Raw genomic sequence first — 16,312 nt, 5'->3', positions numbered from 1 at the left:
TAGCCAAGTCACCCGCGCGCCCGACCGAGGCACCATCGCGGAGGGTGCCCTAGACTGCTCCGGGTCCATCTCTCGGGGAGTCACATTGTCTGAGGTCATCGCGCTCGGTCAACCCACGGTCGGGGAGCCGGAACTCGCGGCCATCGCCGAGGTGTTCGCCTCCGGCTGGCTCGCCGGTGCCGGTCCCACCTGTCGGCGTTTCGAGGAGCGTTTCGCCGCCGCCACCGGCACCCGCCACGCCCTCGCCACGAGCAACTGCGGCTCCGCCCTGCACCTGGCGCTTCTCACGCTCGGTGTCAAGCCCGGGGACGAGGTGGTGGTCGCCGACTACACCTTCCCGGCCACCGGCCACTCGGTGATGTGGGCCGGCGCGACGCCGGTCTTCGCCGACGTGCGCCCGGACACCTGGACGGTCGACCCGGCGGCCGTCGAGGCCGCCATCACCCCGCGGACCGTCGGCATCATCGCGGTGGACGCCTTCGGGCAGCCCGCCGACTACGACGAGCTGCGGGCGATCGCTGACAAGCACGGCCTCTTCCTGGTGGAGGACGCCGCCTGCTCGGCCGGCGCCACCTACAAGGGCCGCCCGGCGGGCAGCCTCGCCGACGTCGCGACGTTCAGCTTCCACGGCCGGAAGGGCATCACCGCGGGCGAGGGTGGGGCCTACGTCACGGACCGTGAGGACCTCGCGGCGCACGCCCGCAAGCTGCACACGTACGGCGTCGAGGGTGCGCTGACCCGCGCCGAGCTGTCGCACCTGCCGATCCCGAGCTTCACCGAGCTGGGCTACAACTACCGGCTCTCCGACATCTCGGCAGCGATCATGCTGGCTCAGCTCGACCGGCTGCCCGAGCTGCTGTCCACGAAGCGCCGTATCGCCGCCCGCTACGGCGAGCTGCTCAAGGACCACGAGCTGATCACCACGCCGTACGAGGCGCCCGACCGCGAGCACCCCTGGCAGTCGTACGTCGTGACGCTCGCCCCGTCGCTCGACCGGGGCGCCGTCGCCATGGCGCTGCGCCAGCGGGGCGTGCAGTGCACCTTCGGCACGTACGCTTCGCACCTCCAGCCGCTCTACGGCCAGACCACGCCGTGCCCGGTCTCGGCGGACCTGTTCGCCCGGCACCTGGCCATCCCCATGCACGCCAACCTCACCGACGAGCAGGTCGAGACCGTGGCCAGCACGCTGATCGACGTCGTCGACTCCGCGGCCACCGGCCGCTGATCCCCCCACAGGAAGGACAGGCTCCCGCCATGTCGAAGCAGACCGTCTTCATCACCGGAGGTGCCGGCTTCATCGGCCTGCACGTGGTGCCGATGCTGTTGGAGAAGGGCTACAAGGTCCGCATCTTCGACAACATGTTCCGCGGTGACCGGGATCGGATCAACGAGCTCGTGGCGACCGGTGACGTGGAACTGATCGACCAGGACGTCCGCTACGGCGGCGCCGTCCACGCGGCCATGAAGGGCTGCGAGTACGTCATCCACCTCGCGGCGGTCTCGATCAACAAGAGCCAGGCGGACCCGTACGAGTCGATCGACATCAACATGGTCGGCAACCACAACGTGTTCGCCGCCGCCGCCGACCACGGCGTCAAGCGACTGGTGTTCGCGTCGTCGGCCTCGGTGTACGGCGACCCGAAGAAGCTGCCGATGCACGAGGACGACCGGCTCGACCCGTTGACGCCGTACTGCATCTCGAAGCGCGCCGGTGAGGACCTGCTCGGGTTCTACCAGCGCAGCAAGGGCCTGAACTGGATCGCGCTGCGCTTCTTCAACGTGTACGGCCCGGGCCAGAAGCCGACCGCCTACTACACCTCCGTGATCAACCACTTCGTGAAGCGGCTGAAGAACGGTGAGCCGCCGGTGATCGACGGCAAGGGCGAGCAGTCGATGGACTTCATCCACGTCCACGACATCGCGCGTGCCGTGGTCATGGCGATGGAGGCCGAGCAGGGGAACGTGCCGATCAACATCGGCACCGGCATCGACACCTCGATCGCCACCCTGGCCGAGATCCTCATCAAGGCCGTCGGCGTCGACGTCGAGCCGCAGTTCAACCCGCGCGAGGTGCTCGTGAGCCGCCGCGCGGCGGACATCACCCGGGCCCGTGAGGTCCTCGGCTGGGAGCCGACCATCGCCGTCGAGGACGGGATGACCGACCTGATCAAGACCGAGGTGGCGTGACCCAGCCGTCGGACGCCGGGAGTCCGTCGTCGCACGGGCTCCCGGCCAACCCCTACAACCCCCACGCCTGGATCATCGGCGAGCCGGTGATCGGCCCCGGGACGTGGATCGGCGCGTTCACCGTCATCGACGGTTCCGGCGGACTGACGATCGGCGCGGGTTGCGACATCAGCTGCGGGGCGCAGATCTACACGCACTCGACCGCGCGGCGTTGCGTGTCCGGGCGCGCCTATGGTTCGGTGGACCGGGCGCCGGTCGTGATCGGCGACCGTGTCTTCGTCGGGGCGAACGCGACCATCATGATGGGCGTCACGATCGGTGACGGTGCCGTCATCGGCGCGGGCGCCGTGGTGACCAGAGACGTGCCGCCCGGGACGGTCGTGACGGGGGTCCCGGCCCGGGTCGTCTCCACAGTAGAGCTGGACGGTAGCGATGTCCGGTTCGTGCCCGTAGCGGAGAGCTAGGAGATCCCCTCCCGTGCGTATCGCAGTCGTCAACAACTTCTTCCCGCCGCGCGCGGGAGGCAGCTCGCACCTGTCCGAGTCGCTCGCCCGGGGGTACGCCGCCGAGGGCCACGAGGTGCTGGTGCTCACCGCCGCCTATCAGGACGCCCCCGAGATCGAGGAGCGCGACGGGCTGCGGATCGTGCGGCTGCCGGCGTTCATGCTGCCGCAGACGCGGCTCGCCGTGAGCTTCGACATCTCGTTCACGAGCCGGCCGAGCCTGCTACGCCGCGTGCGCCGGCTGCTCGACGACTTCCGGCCGGACGTCATCCACCAGCACGGGCAGTTCTTCGACCTGACCTGGGCGACCTCGCTGTACGCGCGCAAGCGCGGGGTGCCGGTCCTGCTGTCCATCCACACCCGGCTGGAGAACCCGAGGGCCCGGTACGCGAAGGTGTTCCGGGGCCTCGACGCCGCGATGGTCAAGCCGTTCATGTGGCGGTCCAAGCCGCGCCTCGTGGTCATGGACGTGCTCATGCAGGAGTACATCGAGTCCCGGTACCACGGCGCGTACTCGGGACTGGTGCCGATCCCCGTGGGCGTGGACCCCGACTGGGTGCTCGGCGGCGACGGCCAGCGGATCCGCGACCGCCACGAACTGGGGAACTCCCCGGTGATCCTGTCGGTGGGACACGTCATCCCGCTGCGGGACCGGGTCGCCCTCGTCGAGGCGCTGCCCGAGGTGCTGGCCGCCGTGCCCGACGCCAAGCTCCTGATCTGCGGGCAGGTCTACTACAACCTGTTCGCCGAGCGGGCGCGGTCCCTCGGCGTCGAGCACGCCGTCATCGCCGCCGGCAAGGTGGCCAAGAGCGAGATTCCGGACTACCTCGCCGCCGCCACCGTCGAGTCGCACGAGCAGGGGCTGGGCCTGGGCACCGCGACCCTCGAGGCGATGGCCGCCGGCGTGCCGGTCGTCGCGCCGGCGCGAGCCGACAACTTCCCCGGGATCGCGCTGCGCGACGGCGAGAACGTCCTGCTCAGCCAGCCGGGCGACGTCGCGGGGTTGGCCAAGCGCCTGATCTCCGCCCTCACCGAACCCGGCCTCGCCAAGCAGATCGGCCTCAACGGTCAGGCCCTCATCCGGGAACGGTTCAGCCTGGACCGGGTGCTCCAGCGGCACCTGGAGGTGCTCACCGAGATGGCGGCGTCCCGCCGCTGACGTGACACGAGACGGCGCTGCCTCCCGACCCGGGTCGGGAGGCAGCGCCGTTCGACGTTCGGTGCCGGAGGCGGCTCAGGGGGCGGACAGCGGGGCGGCCGGCGCGTCGGCACCCGACCGCGGCGACGGAAGCTCCGCACCGGCCGTCGCCGAGCCCGGCTCGTCCCCGGCGGCCGGAACCGCCCGTGTCCCGGTGGTCCTGCGCAGCTGCCGCACACTGGACAGCGTGGCGATGCCCGCGGCGAGCAGGTCGGCCACCGTGAAGATCAGTCGCGAGGCGAGCGCGATGCCGGTGGCCGCGCCGATCCCGCCGGCCCCGGTGAGGAAGGGGGCCATGGTCGCCACCAGCACCGCCTCGCGGACGCCGAGACCGGAGGGGGAGAGGAACGCGAACATGCCCACGGTCATCGCGATGGCGAACGACCCGATGCTGCGCAGCAGACCGCCGAAACCCGGTGCGGCCTGGGCGTTGGCCAGCAGCCACAGGTGCACGCCGAAGAGCGCGTAGCCGAGCGCGCTCCAGCCCACCACCCGCAGCACGCCGGGGAGGGTGAGCTGATGCTGCAGCGGAGCGCGGCGCAGAACCTTCAGCGCGATCTGGATGAGCCGGGTCAGCACGGGCGGAACGGCGCAGATCAACGCGATCGGGAACAGGACCGCGACGATGTAGAGCGCGACCCGGACCGGCTCGGCGTACTCGGCGCCGGAGTCGGCGGTGGCGTCGAGCAGTGAGGGCAGGCTGAGCAGCCCGACGCCGAGCGCCGCCACGACACCCAGACCGAGCGCGACCAGGGTGGCCAGGAACGCCCGGGCCCGCGGCAGGCCGGCCCGCCGGCCCAGCTCCATCTGCAGCACGTACGCCCAGACGCTGCCCGGGATGTACTTGCCGAGCTGGCCCACCATGCAGATCCGCAGGGCGGCCGTCACGGAGACGCGGTGCTCGAGGTCCTCCGCCGCGGCCCGCCAGGCCATCGAGTTGGCGAACATGCCGGCGAGCACGGCGAGCACGGCCAGTACCACGGACGGCCAGGCGAGGCCCAGCCAGGTCTCGCGTACCTGCGGCCACTGGCTGACCACGCTCCAGACCATGCCGGCGGCGATCGCCACGACCACCACGACGCGGACGCCCAGCGAGAGCCATCGGGAGCGACCCTTCGTGGCGCCTGCCCCGGTGGGCGATGCGGTTACCGTCTCGACCTGCGTCGCGGTCTCTGCCACGGCCGTCCTGTCCCTTGCCTCGCCCCGAGACGCCCGGGGGTCGCCTGCACAATTCGCCGAGAGTAGCGCAGAGAGGCGCCCGCCACGAGACGGGGCGGCCGGCGCGCCGGCCACCAGTGGCGCCCCGGGCCCGGCCGCCGGTGGAGCCCCCGGCAGAGTGGTCCAGGTGTGCCGGACGTCGCTCGCGCTGCTACCGTCTGCACGCTGCCCCATACCCCAAGGAGAGCTGTTGTGATCCCGATTTCCGTCGTCAAGCTGGACGAGGCGGCCGAGAGACTGGCGGTGGAGGTGATCCGCTCGGGCGTCATCGCGCAGGGGCCGATGGTGGCCCGGCTGGAGCGCGAGTTCGCCGATCTGGTCGGCGTCGAGCACGCGGTCGCGGTCAACAACGGCACCACGGCCCTCGTGGCCGCCCTCCAGGTGCTCGACCTTCAGCCCGGCGACGAGGTCGTGACCAGCCCGTTCACCTTCGTCGCCACGCTGAACGCGATCCTCGAGGCGGGTGCCACCGCACGGTTCGCCGACATCCGCGAGGACGACTTCTGCGTCGACCCCGAGGCGCTGGCCGCCGCGATCGGCCCGCGTACCAAGGTGCTGATGCCGGTCCACCTGTACGGCCAGCCCGCCGACATGGACAGCATCGCCCCCCTCGCCGAGCGGCACGGGCTCGGCCTCGTGGAGGACACCGCGCAGTCACTCGGCGCGACGATCTCCGGGCGCGGCGCCGGCAGCTTCGGCCTCGGCACCTTCTCGCTGTACGCCACCAAGAACCTCACCACCGGTGAGGGCGGCATGATCACCACCAACGACGCGACCCTCGCCGACCGGCTGCGGGTGCTGCGCAACCAGGGCATGCGCCAGCGCTACCAGTACGAGGTGGCCGGCCACAACTATCGCCTCACCGACCTGCAGGCCGCGCTCGGCATTCCGCAGATCGCCGCGTACGGCGAGAACGTGAAGCGCCGCAAGGACAACGCGGCCCGGCTCTCCGCCGGCCTCGCCGACGTGCCCGGGCTGCGCCTGCCGACCGAGCTGCCGGGCCGGTCGCACGTCTGGCACCAGTACACGGTGCTCGTCACGGACGAGGCCCCGGTGACCCGGGACGAGGTGATCGCCCGGCTGACCGAGCGGGGCGTGGGCTGCGGCATCTACTACCCGAAGACGGTCTACGACTACGACTGCTACCGCGACCACCCGCGCGTCGTGGCCGACCCGGCTCCGGTGACCGAGCGGGTGGTGCGGCAGTGCGTCTCCCTGCCGGTGCACCACCACCTGACCGACAGCGAGCTCGACCAGATCGTCGAGGCCGTCCGCGCGGCGGTGGGCGCGTGACCGCGAAGCTGCGTTTCGCCCTGGTCGGCACCGGGGTGATGGGCTCCCTGCACGCCCGTGTGATCGCCCAGTCCGAGCGGGCCGAGCTGGCCCGCGTGATCGAGCCCCGACGGCCGGTCGGCGAGCAGATGGCGGAGCGGTACGGCGCCAGCTGGGCGCCGAACGTCGACGACCTCTCCGACGTCGACGCCGTGGTGATCGCGGCGCCCACCGAGTTCCACCACGGTCTCGCCCACCAGGTCCTCGCCGCCGACAAGCCGCTGCTCATCGAGAAGCCGGTCTGCGGCAGCCTCGCCGAGACCGAGGACATCGTCGCCACCGCCGAGAAGGCCGGCCTGCCGCTGCTCTGCGGTCTGCTGGAGCGGTTCAACCCGGCCGTGCTGACGGCTCTCGCCCTGATCGACCGCCCGGTGCACCTGACCGCCACCCGGCACTCGCCGTACGCGCCGCGGATCCGCACCGGCGTCGCGTGGGACCTGCTCATCCACGACGTCGACCTGGCGATCCAGGCGTTCGGCGGCGAGGAGCCGGCGGCGGTGCGGGGGACGCTCGGCCACTTCCACCCGGACTCGTTGGCCGAGGCGGAGGACGTGGCCGAGACGTTGCTGAGCTTCGGCAACGGCGCCGTGGCGAACGTCTCCGCGAGCCGCATCGGTCAGCGCAAGGTGCGGACGCTGGTGATCAGCGAGGTCGACCGGCTCATCGAGGCCGATCTGATTCGCAAGGACGTGACCATCTACCGGCACGTGTCCCTGGACGCCGCCACGCCGGACGGCCGCGGCTACCGGCAGCAGAGCATCATCGAGGTGCCGGAGCTGCTCACGAACCGCGAGCCGCTGGCCGCCCAGCTCGACCACTTCCTCGACATCCTCGCCGGCACCGCCGACGCCGACCTGGAGCGGCAGCGGATCCTGCCGGCGCACCGGGCCGTCGGCCGGCTCTTCGAGGACACGCCCGCCTGACCGGGTACGGACGCGTTTCGCCTGGTGTCCGGAACATCCGGACGCCGGGCGATTCCGCCCGCCCCGCATCGCCTGTGCCCGATGGCGCCGATCGTCGGGTGTCGTCCGGTCCACGGCGGTACGGGTGACGCCGAGCGTCGGGTAGGCTGCCGCCCGGACAGCCGCGGGGCACTTCGCCCGGCGCTCGTCCCACCACCTCGTCCGTCACCCAGTCCAAGGATGTGCCGTGCCGAAAGTGGATTCCCTCGTGCCCGAGCGGAACGATGTGCCGGTGCGGTCCGGCGAGGGCGAGCGGGTGACGAGGGGGCTGCTCGCCTCGCTCGTCGCTCTCCTCCCCGCGCTGCTCACCGACGCCGCGGTCTACGCCTTCGCGCTCTGGACCGTGCTCTACCACGCGGCATTCCTGTTCGATCTCCGGCCGTCGGTGACCTTCCTGGTCTGGCTGGTCTGCTGTGTGCTCGTCGCCGGGCTCGTCGTGGTGCGGCTCTGGCGGCGCCGCCGGGCGTCCGTGTCGGCCGACGGCGGTGACGGACCGGTCGGCCCCACGGCAGGGGCGGCGCTGGATCGACGCTGGCTGCTGCCGACCGTCGCGGCCGGTGCGGTGGCCGCCCTGACCGCCGGCCTGGACGGGCTCTCCTGGTGGGTTCCGGCGCTCGCCGGGCTGGTCGCGGCCCTCGGCGCGGTCCTGCTGACCCGCCGCGCGTGGCTCTCCTCCTCGGGCGCCGGCAGCGGCGTCCCCGCGCAGGGGACCTGGCAGTCCGCGTTCGCCCTGGTCGTCTCAGGGCTCGTCGGTGTCGCCTCGCTCTTCATCGCCCGCAACACTCCGGACGACGTGTTCTACGTGGGCAAGTCGGTCTGGGTGGCCGAGCGGGACATCGTGCCGCTGCGCGACTTCCTCTTCACCGAGCAGGTCGCCCCGCCGCTGTCATCGCAGCCGCCGATCGCGTCGATCGAGGTGCTGGCCGGTGCCCTCGGCCGGGTGTTCGGCATGCACGCCGCCTCGGCCACCTGGTACGTGCTGCTTCCGGTCCTCGCCGTGCTGGCCGTGCTGTCGTTGTGGCGGCTCATCCAGCGCTGGGCGCCGCGTCGGCCGGTGCTGGCGTTCGTCGTCGCGCTCGCCTTCCTCGCCTTCGTGTGCGGCGACGACGCCGCCCTCGGCACCTTCCACCTCCCCCGCCTGCACGAGGGCAAGGGGATGTTCGTGTCGGCGGTGGTCCCGCTGATGTGGGTCTACCTCACCCGGTGGTTCGACAGCCGCTCGCGGCGGGACCTCGCGGCGATCGTCGCGCTCTCGATCGTGGCGACCGGCCTCACGTCGACCTCGGTGATGATCCTGCCGCTCCTGGTGGGGGCGGCCGGGCTCGGCATGCTCCTCGTCGGCCGCTGGCGTGACGCCCTCGTCGCGGGTGTCGCCGTCATGGCGTACCCGATCGGTTCGGTGATCGTCACCCGGCTCGCCCTGGGCCCGATGACCTCGGTGATCGCCGGCGCCCAGTTCTTCGACGCGGAGGGCACCTACCGGCGGACGCTCCTGATCGGGGTCCTCGGGGTGATCTGCGGACTCGCGATCTGGTTCGGGCCGTTCCTGGTCCGTCGCGGCACACCCGCGCTGTTCGTGGCCTGCGGGACCGCCACGATGAGCGTGCTGCTGGTCCCGGGTGTGCTCGAGGCGCTCAGTGCGGCGTCGGGATTGACGGCCGTGCTCTGGCGGGTGCCCTGGTTCCTGCCGCTGCCGGCCCTGGTCGGCCTGCTCTGCACGATCGACCTCCCGCCGCTGACCCGGGTGGCCGGCGTGCGCGCGGCGGTCGGCGCCGCGACCGCCGCGGTGCTGGTGGGTGTCTTCGCGGTAGCCGGGACGCCGATGTGGTCCCCGCGCAGCTTCGTGGAGGTCCACGAGCGGCCGACCTGGAAGCTGCCCCAGCAGCGGCAGAAGATTGCCTTCTGGATGTGGAACCTCGACGACCGTCCACCGGGTCTGCTGCTCGCTCCGTCCACGCTGATGCGCACCATGCCGATCGTCACGACCGAGGTGCGGGTGGTCATGGCGCGTAACGGCTACCTGGTCGACTACGACATGAACTCCCAGTTCGCCCAGGACCGGCTCAAGCTGGCCGCGTACGCCGACGGCGCCGACGAGATCGCGCCGGTGTCGGAGCTGGCCGCGGCGATGCAGCGGTTGGACGTCGGCACCGTCTGTGTCTACAACGGCAACCGGCGGGCCCGCGACCTGGCCCCTGAGCTGGGCCTGGAGGAGTTCGCGTCGCGCAAGGCACCGGGGGCGGTGACCTGCTACCGCCGTGCCGCCTGACGGCTCCGGCGGTACCCGGCCGTCGCGGGTGTGTTGAATGGAGTTAAGGTCCGTGACGCCGGTCGTTCTGACGGAAACCGGACGCCGCGGTGCGATAGACCCCAGAACCCCGGGCTGCGCCCGGGGCCCCACCCGATGGGAGCGTCTTCCTTGTTCGGCAAGTTGATGGGACCGGCGGGAGTCGCCGCCCGTGGCGCGCTGCTGCTGCTGGGCTACCTGGTGCTGCTCGCCGCCGGTGCGCTCGGCTGGGCCGCCGTCTTCGCCGTCGCCGGGGTGGCCGTGCTCGCCGGCGAGTACGCGATTGCCCGCTGGTCGCCCGCCACGCACGTCCTCTTGAAGAAGGTTGGCCTGCGTGGCGACTACCGGCAGTTGGCGCGTGACCTCGCCACCGTCCTGCTGGTCGTGGCCACGGTCCGGCCGAGCGCGGGTGAGCTGAGCCTCATCCTGCTGCTGCCGGGCGCGGTCTGGGTGATCACGGTCTTCGCCGGAGCACTCAACACCATGATCGAGCGGCGCAACCCCGTCTCGGCGCTGGTGCGCAACATCGACCTCGGGCCGATCACCTTCGCTCCCCGCCCGCCGCGCTGGGCGGCGTGGCTCGCCGGGGAGCAACTGGCCCTCGTCAACATCGCGCTGGCGCCCGCCGCGGTGGTGGCGGCGACACTGGACTCGGCGACCCCGGTCGTCGTCGCGGGTCTCGCGGCGGTTGCCGTCGCGGCGGTGGTCGGCGCCATCGTCGCCGTCACCTGGCTGCGCGGGCGCGGTAGCGGGCCGGGGCCGCTGATGCCCGCTGTGCAGCGCTGGTTGGACGCGTACCGCCCCGAGGTGGCGCTCTACTTCGCTGGCCCGGCCAAGGACGTCTACCAGGCCAACATGTGGCTCGCTCCGACGGAGGCGCTCCGCCAGCGGTCGGTGGTGCTGATGCGGAGCCGGGAGGCCTTCCTCGAACTCGCCGACACCCGCCTTCCGGTGATCTGCGTACCGGCCAGTGTGGACTTCATGAACCTGGAGTTCGGCAGCATCCGTGCCGCGCTCTACGCCGCGAACGTCGGCGCGAACATCCACATGCTCCGCGAGCCGGGCATGAAGCACGTCTTCGTCGGCCACGGCGACAGCGACAAGGCCGCGAGCGTCAACCCCTACAGCAAGGTGTACGACGAGGTGTGGGTCGCCGGTCGCGCCGGCCGGGAGCGGTACGCCCGTGCCGGTGTGGGCGTGCTCGACGCCGACATCGTCGAGATCGGACGCCCGCAGCTCGCCGGCGTGCACACCTTCGGTGCGGAGTCGGTCGACCGGCCGTTCACCGTGCTCTACGCGCCCACCTGGGAGGGTTGGCTGGACGACGATCCCTACCACACCTCGCTGGTCCTCATGGGCCCGCGAATCGTCAAGGGGCTGCTGGCCGTCCATCCCGGGGTACGGCTCATCTACAAGCCGCACCCGTTGACCGGCTCGCGGTCGAAGCAGGCGAAGGCGGCGCACGACCGGGTGGTGGACATGGTCGGGGCGGCCGGTGGCGACACCGACGCGAGGTCGCTCGACGGGACCCACCACCTGGTGGTCACCGGCCGGACCCCCGCGCTGTTCGACTGCTTCAACCAGACGGACCTGCTGATCAGCGACGTGTCCAGCGTGGTCTCGGACTTCGTCCAGAGCGAGCGGCCGTACGTGGTGGCGAACCCCGGTGGCCTGCCGGAGGACGACTTCCGCCGGCAGTACCCGACCTCGCGGGCGGCGTACCTGCTGTCTCCGGACTGCGGCGAGCTCGAGAAGATCGTGGCCGTGACCCGCGCCGGCGACGATCCGATGACCGAGGCGCGCCGGGAGTTGAAGACCTACCTGCTGGGCCCGGCCGACGCGAACCCGATGGACCGTTTCCAGGAGGAGATCGGCCGGCTCTGCGGCTGAATCCGTACGAGACGGCGGTGGACGGAGGGATCCGTCCACCGCCGTTCGTCGTCGCGCGGGCCTACCGCTGCGGCGGGTTCGCCACGTCCCGCGAGATGACCTCGCCCTTCTCGTCGACCCAGCCCTTCGGCCGGGCCGGGTTGCCGGCCACCAGCTGGTACGGCGCCACGTCCCGGGTCACCACCGAACCGGCCGCGATCATGGCGTACTCGCCGACCTCGATCCCGCAGACCAGGGTGGCGTTCGCGCCGATCGAGGCGCCGCGCCGCACCACGGTCGGCGTGATCGTCCAGTCGGGGTTCTGCGCCCGCGGTCGGAAGTCGTTGGTGAAGACGGCGCTGGGGCCCACGAACACCTCGTCCTCCAGGGTCACGCCCTGGTAGACCGAGACGTTGTTCTGGATCTTGACGCGGTCGCCGACGGTCACGTTGGCGTCGACGTACACGTTGCGCCCGATGACGCAGCCGGCGCCCACCCGCGCCGACGACCGGACGTGGGCCAGGTGCCAGACCTTGGTGCCCTCACCGACCTGGGCACCCTCCTCGACGTCCGCCGTGGGGTGAACGAAGACGCTGGGGGACGGGGAAGTGTTGTCAGTCATCCTCAACTCGCATCGATCGCAGGGCGCGGGCTCGGCGTAGCATAGCGAGCCCTCAACCGAGCAGCGCCGCCACCGCGTCGGGGGCGGGCACGTCCGCGGGCAGCGCCTGCGCCGCCACCACGGCGGCCACCGGCAGCGGGCCGTACAGGTGGGGGAAGAGCGCGCCGCCGCGCGAGGGCTCCCAGCGCAGCCGGTCACCGAGGCGGGCCGGATCCACGGTGAGCAGGGTGAGCCCGGTGGCCCCGGCGAAGTGCCGGCGGGCCGTCTCCACCACCTGGTCGGTGGCGGAGAAGTGGATGAACCCGTCCTGGTGGTCCACCGCCGTGCCGGTGAACTGCCCGGCGGCCCGGGCGTCGTCCCACTCGGTCGTCGGCAGCAGTTTGTAGATCACCTGTGCAGCGTACGCGCGCCGGCCCCCGCGAGCGCGTCACCCGTGCGGGTGCCCCGCGGTTTCGCCGGTACCGGCCCGGTCCCGCGTCCCGGGCCGGCATGCTCGGAGGGTGGAGCCGTCGCGGAGGGATGGGCGATGCGGGACTACGACGACGACTGGACCGACAGCCAGCGGGCGCTGTACGACGAGTGCTACCAGGCCGGCGGCGAGTGGGCCGAGGATCCCGACACCCCCTCCGACGACGTGCAGTACGTGATCAACCTGGCCGAGGCGGACGACGACACGCGCGGCGACGCGGAGCTGGACTACCCGCCCCTGCTCGACGCGGTCACCCAGGCCACCGGGGAGAACGTCACGAGTGTCCCGGCCAGCCACCACGACCCGGGCTTCCGCGGCTTCGTCGACGGGGTGCGCGACGCCGTCTCGGACGACGTCTTCGGCCTCTGACCCCGGCCGAGGCGCCGCCCGCCCCGCCGGAGGGGGCCGCGCGGTCCAGGTGGGCTGCCGGGTCGGCTCTCCCGCCCGCGACCGGCGTCTGCCACGATTCCCCCGGACGATCGTTCGAGGGATGGGGGGCACCGGTGCGCATCCTGCTGGTCGAGGACGACCGTCGGGTGGCCGCCGCCCTGTCGTCCGCGCTCACCCGACGCGGATACGAGGTCGAGCACGCGGCCACGGTCGCCGCCGCGCTCTCCGCCGCGCCGTGCGACCTGGTGCTGCTCGATCTCACCCTGCCCGACGGCGACGGCACCGACCTGTGCCGGGAGCTGCGCCGGCGCAGCAGCCAGCTGGGGATTATCGCGGTCACCGCCCGGGGTGAGGAGCGCGATCGGGTGCTCGGGCTGCGGCTCGGCGCCGACGACTACGTGGTGAAGCCGTTCTCGATGGTGGAGCTGCAGGCCCGGATCGAGGCGGTGCTGCGCCGCACGGCGCAGGCGGTGCCCGAGCGGAACCTCATCGAGGCCGGCGCCGTCCGCATCGACGTGGCGGCACGCACCGTGACCGTCGACGGCCGGGAGGTGACGCTCACCCGCAAGGAGTTCGACGTCCTGCTCTCGCTGGCCCGCCAGCCCGGCGTGGCGGTGCCCCGCGACCGCATCCTGCTCGACGCCTGGGGCACCACCTGGACGGACCGGCACACCGTCGAGGTGCACGTGGGGTCGCTGCGCGGCAAGCTCGGCGACGCGCGGCTCGTCGAGACGGTACGCGGGATCGGCTACCGCCTGCGGTGCGAGTGAGGTGCCTGGGTGCGTCGTCGGCTGGTGATCAGCTACCTGCTGCTGATGGTGCTGGTCCTCATCGCCCTGGAGACCCCGCTGGCCATCACCCTGGCCACCCGGGAGACCGACCGGGTACGCGCCGACCGGCTCGCCGACGCCACCCGGTTCGCGTCCCTGGCCGGGCCCGCGCTCCGCGGCGGCAGCACCGGCCCGCTGGAGAGTGAGCTGCGCAGCTACGACGAGCTGTACCGCATCGGGGCGGCCGTGGTGGACCGCGACCGCGGGGACGTGGTGGCCTCGGCGAGCTGGCGGCCCGCCGCCGGCACCGCCACGGCGTTGGAGGCCGCCCTCGCCGGGCAGCAGGTCAGCGGCCCGGAGTCGGTCTGGCCCTGGGTGGACGGGCCGGTGGTGGTCGCCGTACCGATCAACGACGGTGGCGAGGTGCTCGGGGCCGTCGTCACGGTCAGCCCCGTGGCCTCGGTGCGCCGCGCCGTCACCGCGTGGTGGCTGCTGCTCGCCGGCATCGGCCTGCTCGCCGTACTGGCCTGCGTCCTCACCGCGTTCGGGCTGGCCGGCTGGGTGCTGCGCCCCGTCTTCGAGCTGGACGCGGTCACCCACGAGATCACCGAGGGGGACCGGAGCGCCCGGGTGCAGCACCATCTCGGCCCGCCGGAGCTGCGCCGGCTGGTGGCGAGCTTCAACACGATGGCCGACGCGGTGTCGGACGTGATGGACCGCCAGCGCGCCTTCGTGGCCCACGCCAGTCACCAGTTGCGCAACCCGCTGACCGCCCTGCGGCTGCGGGTGGAGGAGCTGGGGCCGAGCCTCACCGACCCGGAGGGGCGTGCCGAGCACCGGTTGGCGCTGGAGGAGACCGACCGGCTGGCGTTGCTGCTCGACGCGCTGCTCACGCTCGCCCGCGCCGAGCGCCAGGAGAACGAGCGGGTCGTCGTCGACGCGGCGGAGGTGGCCGCCTCCCGGGTGGCTGCCTGGCAGCCGCTGGCCCGGCACCGGTCGATCACGCTCGGTCTGGTGGCGCCCGGCGGGCCGGCGTACGCCCGGACGGTGCCGACCGCCGTGGACCAGGCCCTCGACGCCCTCATCGACAACGCCGTGAAGTTCAGCGGGGCCGGCGGTGAGGTGACGGTGACCGTGGCGGTCCGCGACGGGGGAGTGGCGCTGGAGGTGCGGGACACCGGTCCGGGGATGACGGAGAGCCAGCTCGGTCAGGCCACCGAGCGGTTCTGGCGGGCGCCGGACGTGCAGAACATGGACGGCGCGGGGCTGGGCCTGACCATCGTCGCCGTGCTGGTCGACGCGTCCGACGGGCGGCTCACCATGCGGACCGGCGAGCCGCGGGGTCTGGTCGCCGGCCTCTGGTTCCCGGGCCCCGAGGGCGGGCCACCGGAGGGCGCCGCGGCGGACGCGGCGCCGCAGGGGCTGCCCGCCGCCGCGGGCTGACGCTCCCGCGGCGGGGCGGGACGGCCACGCCGGTCAGGGTTTCGCGGAGCGGTACCAGGCCACCGCGCCCGGGTGCAGCGGCAGCAGCGAGGTGTTGATCGCCGACCGGGGGCTCATCCGTCCGGCCGCCGGGTGCGCCGCGGCCAGTTCGGACCGGCGTTCCATGAGCAGCCGGGTCACGTTCCGTACCAGCGGCTCCGGCAGGTCCGCGCGGACGACGAGGAAGTTCGGGTCGGCGACCGTGGTGACCGGGTCCACCCCGTACACCGACCGTGGGATGTCCCGGGAGACGTAGACCTCCCCGTAGCGTTCCCGCAGCGGCTCGATCAGGTCGCCGAGGTCGAGGACCCGGGTGGGGCTGCCGCTGGCGAGGTCGGCGATGGCCCGCACCGGCAGCCCGCCGGAGAAGAAGAAGGCGTCGATCCGCCCGGACCGCAGCGCGGCCACCGACTCGTCGAGGTTGAGCCGGGCCCGTTGCACCCCGTCGCCGCCCAACCCGGCCACGTCGAGCAGGCGGTTGGCGGTGATCTCCGTACCGGAGCCGGCCGCACCGACCGACACCCGCCGGCCCCGCAGGTCGGCCACCGTGCGGACCGGCCCGCCGCCGGACGCGACCAGGTGCAGCTGGTCGTCGTACACGCGGGCGATCGCGGCCACCCGGGGATCCGGGCCCGGGTCCGTCGGCAGGATGTCGGCCTGGGTGAAGCCGAGCTCGGCCTCGCCGGAGGCGACGAGCCGGACGTTCTCCGCCGAGGCGGCGGTGACCACCACGCTCGCCCGCACGCCGGGCAGCTCGCGGTTCAGGATGGCGGCCAGCGACTCCCCGAACGCGTGGTAGACGGCCGTCGGGCTGCCGGTCGCGATCCGGATCGTCACCGGTTCGCCGGGCGTGTCGCGGCAACCGGCGAGGCCGACGGTCGCGGTCAGCAGCAGCGCCAGCAGCGCGGCGGCGCGCCCGGGCCAGGTACGAGTCACGGGCAGCACTCTGCGCCCGGGATTCCCATCGCGCAAGCCCGCGGCCACCGCCCGACGGCGATGCCGCCCGTTCGGACCAGGTGCGCC

15 protein-coding genes are annotated in these 16,312 nt (G+C 72.6%); 11 read left to right on the top strand and 4 right to left on the bottom strand.

The window, feature by feature from the left end; genetic code table 11:
• The first annotated feature begins 85 nt into the window (after positions 1 to 85).
• From D7I43_RS13760 to D7I43_RS13745, 4 genes are read left to right on the top strand one after another with little or no spacing between them, the layout of a single operon-like run.
• Positions 86 to 1,225 (top strand): DegT/DnrJ/EryC1/StrS family aminotransferase, encoded by a 1,140-nt coding sequence (locus D7I43_RS13760; RefSeq protein WP_120328865.1) that lies wholly within the window; start codon positions 86 to 88, stop codon positions 1,223 to 1,225.
• Positions 1,226 to 1,254: 29 nt separating this feature from the next.
• The gene (locus D7I43_RS13755) at positions 1,255 to 2,187 is read left to right on the top strand and encodes an NAD-dependent epimerase/dehydratase family protein (protein WP_120328864.1); all 933 of its coding nucleotides are present in this window, start codon (positions 1,255 to 1,257) and stop codon (positions 2,185 to 2,187) included.
• Positions 2,184 to 2,651 carry an acyltransferase gene (locus tag D7I43_RS13750; RefSeq protein WP_120328863.1) on the top strand — a complete coding sequence of 156 codons (468 nt, stop codon included), beginning with the start codon at positions 2,184 to 2,186 and terminating at the stop codon, positions 2,649 to 2,651. Before D7I43_RS13755 ends, D7I43_RS13750 begins: the two co-directional genes overlap by 4 nt.
• A gap of 13 nt (positions 2,652 to 2,664) precedes the next feature.
• On the top strand, positions 2,665 to 3,849 hold the full coding sequence (locus tag D7I43_RS13745; RefSeq protein ID WP_120328862.1) for a glycosyltransferase family 4 protein: 1,185 nt from the start codon (positions 2,665 to 2,667) through the stop codon (positions 3,847 to 3,849).
• A gap of 75 nt (positions 3,850 to 3,924) precedes the next feature.
• Here D7I43_RS13745 and D7I43_RS13740 read toward each other — a convergent pair whose 3' ends face one another.
• A complete protein-coding gene (locus D7I43_RS13740) occupies positions 3,925 to 5,067 on the bottom strand; it encodes a lysylphosphatidylglycerol synthase domain-containing protein (protein ID WP_240032944.1) in 1,143 nt (380 codons plus the stop codon).
• Positions 5,068 to 5,298: 231 nt separating this feature from the next.
• Here D7I43_RS13740 and D7I43_RS13735 point away from each other — a divergent pair, with 231 nt between their 5' ends.
• The 4 genes from D7I43_RS13735 (at position 5,299) to D7I43_RS13720 (ending at position 11,577) form a co-directional block, all read left to right on the top strand.
• A complete protein-coding gene (locus tag D7I43_RS13735) occupies positions 5,299 to 6,399 on the top strand; it encodes a DegT/DnrJ/EryC1/StrS family aminotransferase (RefSeq protein ID WP_120328861.1) in 1,101 nt (366 codons plus the stop codon).
• Entirely contained in the window at positions 6,396 to 7,361 is a 966-nt protein-coding gene (locus D7I43_RS13730; protein ID WP_120328860.1) for a Gfo/Idh/MocA family protein, read from the top strand. The genes D7I43_RS13735 and D7I43_RS13730 overlap by 4 nt, the downstream gene beginning before the upstream one ends.
• A gap of 226 nt (positions 7,362 to 7,587) precedes the next feature.
• Entirely contained in the window at positions 7,588 to 9,669 is a 2,082-nt protein-coding gene (locus D7I43_RS13725; RefSeq protein ID WP_147427248.1) for a DUF6077 domain-containing protein, read from the top strand.
• 150 nt (positions 9,670 to 9,819) lie between these two features.
• A complete protein-coding gene (locus tag D7I43_RS13720; protein WP_192902145.1) occupies positions 9,820 to 11,577 on the top strand; it encodes a CDP-glycerol glycerophosphotransferase family protein in 1,758 nt (585 codons plus the stop codon).
• A gap of 61 nt (positions 11,578 to 11,638) precedes the next feature.
• Here the strand turns inward: D7I43_RS13720 and D7I43_RS13715 are convergent, their stop codons facing one another.
• Complete coding sequence (locus D7I43_RS13715) at positions 11,639 to 12,178, bottom strand: acyltransferase (RefSeq protein ID WP_120328857.1); 540 nt, start codon at positions 12,176 to 12,178, stop codon at positions 11,639 to 11,641.
• Between the two features lie 52 nt (positions 12,179 to 12,230).
• Positions 12,231 to 12,569 (bottom strand): DUF952 domain-containing protein, encoded by a 339-nt coding sequence (locus D7I43_RS13710; RefSeq protein WP_120328856.1) that lies wholly within the window; start codon positions 12,567 to 12,569, stop codon positions 12,231 to 12,233.
• A 135-nt stretch (positions 12,570 to 12,704) separates the two neighbouring features.
• Here D7I43_RS13710 and D7I43_RS13705 point away from each other — a divergent pair, with 135 nt between their 5' ends.
• The 3 genes from D7I43_RS13705 to D7I43_RS13695 all read left to right on the top strand — a co-directional run bounded on the left by D7I43_RS13705 (position 12,705) and on the right by D7I43_RS13695 (position 15,250).
• The gene (locus tag D7I43_RS13705) at positions 12,705 to 13,016 is read left to right on the top strand and encodes a hypothetical protein (protein ID WP_120328855.1); all 312 of its coding nucleotides are present in this window, start codon (positions 12,705 to 12,707) and stop codon (positions 13,014 to 13,016) included.
• A 134-nt stretch (positions 13,017 to 13,150) separates the two neighbouring features.
• On the top strand, positions 13,151 to 13,807 hold the full coding sequence (locus tag D7I43_RS13700; RefSeq protein WP_120328854.1) for a response regulator transcription factor: 657 nt from the start codon (positions 13,151 to 13,153) through the stop codon (positions 13,805 to 13,807).
• Positions 13,808 to 13,816: 9 nt separating this feature from the next.
• The gene (locus D7I43_RS13695; protein WP_120328853.1) at positions 13,817 to 15,250 is read left to right on the top strand and encodes a sensor histidine kinase; all 1,434 of its coding nucleotides are present in this window, start codon (positions 13,817 to 13,819) and stop codon (positions 15,248 to 15,250) included.
• Positions 15,251 to 15,283: 33 nt separating this feature from the next.
• Here D7I43_RS13695 and D7I43_RS13690 read toward each other — a convergent pair whose 3' ends face one another.
• The gene (locus tag D7I43_RS13690; protein WP_420870202.1) at positions 15,284 to 16,234 is read right to left on the bottom strand and encodes a TAXI family TRAP transporter solute-binding subunit; all 951 of its coding nucleotides are present in this window, start codon (positions 16,232 to 16,234) and stop codon (positions 15,284 to 15,286) included.
• Positions 16,235 to 16,312: the final 78 nt, after the last annotated feature.

The sequence above is a fragment of the Micromonospora globbae genome, assembly GCF_003610785.1.
GTDB lineage: Bacteria > Actinomycetota > Actinomycetes > Mycobacteriales > Micromonosporaceae > Micromonospora > Micromonospora globbae.
The sequence above is the reverse complement of the archived record's forward strand: the minus strand, read 5'-3'. Positions and strand labels throughout refer to the sequence as shown.